Origin of the sequence: Photorhabdus africana (assembly GCF_035181445.1) — a bacterium.
In the GTDB taxonomy this organism is placed as follows: domain Bacteria; phylum Pseudomonadota; class Gammaproteobacteria; order Enterobacterales; family Enterobacteriaceae; genus Photorhabdus; species Photorhabdus laumondii.
The window spans coordinates 1-4,511 of sequence record NZ_JAXBVE010000088.1; the positions used below are offsets into that span (position 1 = coordinate 1).

1 protein-coding gene is annotated in these 4,511 nt (G+C 47.5%); it reads left to right on the plus strand.

What is annotated here, in order from left to right; all coding sequences use genetic code 11:
* A partial coding sequence (locus SLS51_RS22505; RefSeq protein WP_323840736.1) for a C80 family cysteine peptidase occupies positions 1 to 4,511 on the plus strand: 4,511 nt, incomplete at both ends.

Here is a 4,511-nt window from a genome sequence, read left to right on the forward strand (position 1 = left end):
CAGATTTGAGCAATCGTTTGCTTGGTTCTGTCACCGCGGTCAAAACGCCTGAGCTCGAAAATATTCATCATTCATTGAATATTAATGAAAGCGATGATTCGGAACAGGAAGTTAATCTGATCATCAATGGTGATTTTGAGCAAGGTAAGTTGGGTTGGTTGACAACTCATGGTATTGAAGCATATCACCCAGCCAATATTTATGTCCTTGAAAAAGAGGGGCATGGGGAGCGCGTCAGTGAACTTGATGTGGAGAGAAACACCACGATTTATCAGGATCTGCAAAACTTGTCTGAAGGAGAAGTGATTTCACTGAGTTTTGATTTTTCCAATAGTCTCCATGCTGCTCTTACCGACAGTGGTATGGAGGTTTTATGGAATGGCAAACTTGTATTCTCGGCTTTTGGCGACGCCGCGAAATGGCAAAATAAAACACTGGAACTAACAGCAAAAACGGGTAGTAACCGCATTGAGTTTAAAGGAACCGGTGAGGATGATGGCGCAGGTTATATTCTCGATAATATTGTTGCTAAATCTAAGTGCTCACGACTCACTAAGGCTGTTATCGAACACGCGAAACAGGATAAAGCGGCGCAAAATGCGTTAAACGATAAAGAAAAAGCGGAAAAAGATCGCCAGCTTCTAGAACAAGAAAAAGAGAAGCAACTGGCCGCGATTGCGAAATCGCAATCCCAATTAGAATCACCGGATCAGGAAGCGCTTAACCGGAATGGGCAAGTGCAGCGTGCTGCGATAAAAGCAGAAGCTCAGGCAGTGACGGAAGAGCTGACTTTACTAGCGGACAAATTTAAAGCACTTAAAGATAAAACTGATGAGAGTGGTGGGTTAGAGAACCATTATCTCGACTATGCGGGTGGAGTCTCTGAGGACATCCAGAAACGATGGGATGATATTAAGCCGACATTAGAAAACCGGCTGGCGGATATCCATTGGGATGCGATTGATACACAGCAAAAAGTAAAAGATACCGTGGCGCTATCAGCAGCCGGAGCGGAAAAAGGTAAACAGAATCGTGATAAGGCCATTGTTGATGGTGTAGAGGCGCAATTAAAAGCAGAGCAGAGAAAAGAAGAAGCATTTTTACAACAGCAGCAGGCGGAAAAGGCGAAGGATAACGCCAATATCGCGTATCAGAATGCAGAAAATCGTGGTCAGCGTGATATTGCGGCGGCGGAAAGTAAAGCGGCTCAGACCCAGGCGGATGCTAAAGGGGCGAAGTTGAGCAATGCCAAGCCTGTTTGCAGTGGTGCAAGAGGCAGCGGCTTGTCAGAAGAAAAAGCTTATGAGTCAACAGGGGCGGGAGAAACCGGCAGCCATATTGATCCGGAATCAATGCCGGAAGCGGGAAACCGATATTATCAGGGGTTGACCGAAGAAGAATTGCAAGCGTTGGCGAGTGCGAAACAAGCTGTTAGCCGGTTGCAGATCAACGCGGGAATTCGTGCAAAAAATGCCGGTGCTTCGGTCATTTCTCTGTTTAGCGGAACGTCATCCGATAGGGTAGTGGAACCTATCTCAAATCAGCCCAGAAAGTTAATCACAAAAGCGCCTGTAATTTCGGGTATCAATTTGCAAGGATTAGGGCAAACTGCGGGTGGAGATAACCTTAAATCCCGTTTTTCTATATTGAGAGAGTTTGAGCCTTTCTTGCTCAGTCAGGGTGACAAACGGTTTATTGATTCAACGAAAAGATATCTTGGTCAGATAAATACCGATCGGCCCAGTAAGGCGCTAGAGGGAGTACGTGAGGCTTTCAACAATGCGGTCGAACAACCTGATGAACAGCATGTGTTGCAGCTTGAGCAAGCGCTTGCTCATTGGCAACAGCATGATCCTCATGAGTTTGCCAAGCGTGGTCGGTTAGTCAAAAGCCTGCGTTTTGAAATGGGGGAACTGGTTGCCTACCTTCAGGCAAAAAGAGCTGAATCCGTCGGGGTTCTGGGGATTAGTTTGGCGCCTGACCATGTTGCACAGTTTGACCAACAGGTATCCTTTGATGGGTTCGGGCGTGTGGCGGGCTTGAAAGGCGACATCGCGCAAAGTGAAATTAATCGTCTTACTCATTTGCAAATCAAGCCATTGACCCAGACTAACTCTGTGGCAGAGCGGGAAGCGCCTAAAACTGAAAGTGACAGCCTTATCGTTTTCGTTAGCCGATTGCAACAGGAAGCGATTCCCGAAGGTATGCCGTTAGTTGAGCGGGTCAAAAACCTTTGGCTTAGCGGACAAGTCACACAACAGGAAACCATTAAGCTATTTGAGGATGCCGCTACCCAGTTGCAGACATATCCTGAATTACACACGTTAGCTCAACAGTTACTGGCTGATGCCCGTAAAGAAAAGGCAACGGGACAATATATCGACAACCTGTTTGGCCGCCATTTTGATTCTGAGTTGGCCCATGAATTGGTGAAAACAGCGCCACAGGATGCCATGACCACAGCCCGGCAGACAGGACAATTTCTGGTAGAGCAATTTGAACAGTGGGTAGAGGGTCGTTATCCTGATATAACCGAGCGTGAGAAGATTGTCGCTGAAAAGATGGAGAGTTTTGTCAAGGTCATCAATAGGGACTGTCGCCCCTGGTTTAGTCGGGTGCCTGAATTAATGACGTTTCTGGACGAACCGACTTTTGCCAATTTCAAGACCATGATGACTCAGGTTGATGATGGTTTTGCTGTGATTAAGGTGCCATTTCTGGCGGTAAGAATGGCGGTCACAAAGGAAATGGGGATGTCTGGGGCGGCGTGGAAGGTTGAAGGTGATCGTTTTTATTATGATGTTATCAGCGAAGCCCGTTCGCTCGGTACTCAACTGACTGTCGGGGCGGACGTCACGTACGAAGTTGAAGTAACTGGAAAGCTGAAGACCAACGATTATGGTACGGCGCTGCCCCACCAGCCTGCGAATGGCAAATATGATGACTTTTTGTATGGCAGAAATATTGCCGTGGCACGGATCTTAACCCCCGGACAGGAAACTACATTTGAGCGTAATGGGTTAGCGCACGGCCACGCTGTGTTGACAGGCGCGTCTGGTTCGACCAATGTCATGGTGCACCTCAATAAATATATCGCCCGTAAACAGCCTACTTTCTCGGCTGAGCAGAGCTATCTCAATACGCTGGCATTTTTGGTATTTGATGGTGGTCATTCTGTCAACGAAAGTCTGGCGGTTTATCAGGCACTACAGGCAACCACTGATGGACAACGTAAGCAGATACTGAATAGCTACACCGTCAATTATCGGGACTTGGTGGATATTGTCGGTGAGAAAGGCAAAGTTTGGGTCAGTCAGGCGTTGGATAATGCGTTTAAAGACACTGAGGCGCTTTATCGGAAACATGTCTGGGTGAAACCGCAACATCGCCCTGCGGTGGAAGCGCTGGATGGGTTATCTGGTAAGGAAGAGGCGTTAAAGCCTGCTATCATCGACGATACTCATCATCAAGGTGGAAAAATTAGCAAACCCCTTGATGACTGGCAGATGGTGGCGGTGACGCCGCAAATTGATGGTCGTGAAATTCGTTTTGATGGTCAGATCATTATCCAGATGGAGGATGACCCTGTAGCCGCCAAAGCAGCGGCTAATCTGGCGGGTAAACACCCGGATTCCAGCGTAGTAGTTCAACTTGACTCTAAGGGAAAATATCGTGAGGTTTATGGCGATCTTGCCCGATTATCCGGTCAGTTGCGTTGGCAGGTTGTCGGTCATGGACGTGATGCGTCAGAGCAAAATAACATGCGTCTGAGTGGCTACACCGCTGATGAACTGGCGACCAGATTAACGCAGTTTTATCAGGACGCTAATTTGGCTAAAAGCATAACGCACAAACCTGATCACATTAGTCTTGTGGGCTGTTCTTTGATAAACGATGACAAACGGGATGGCTTTGCCCGTCGCTTTATTATCGCCTTAAAGGCGCAGGATATTCACACTACGGTTTCAGCTCGTCGTAGTGAAGTTGACGTTGATGTGACCGGCCGTAAATTTACCCGGGATGAGCACCATCAATGGATCAATAAGCTGGCTGATAACAAAGTCGTCTTGAGTTGGAATAAAAAAGGCGAACTTGAAACCCGTTCAGAGCGAGTGCGTCACCATATTGCTGAAAGCGATATCAATCTTTCGCGTGTCGGTACAGCGGATGCGGAGATGCCGGCCAAAGGTGCGATTGTGGATAATACAGATATTTTCACTGCGCCAGAGAAACGCAAAAATAACATTGAGACCGATTCAAGTCATCTATCGAATAACCGGCTAAGTTACTCGGGTAATATTCAGGTGGGTGTGGGGAATGGCGAATTTACCGCGCTCAATTGGGGAACCTCAAACGTGGGCGTCAAAGTCGGTATGGGGGGCTTTAAGTCACTGGCTTTCGGGGATAATAATGTGATGGTGCACATCGGCAATGGCGACAGTAAACACAGCGTCAATATTGCCGGTTATCAGGCGCTTGAAGGGGCGCAGATGTTTATTGGCAATCGTAAC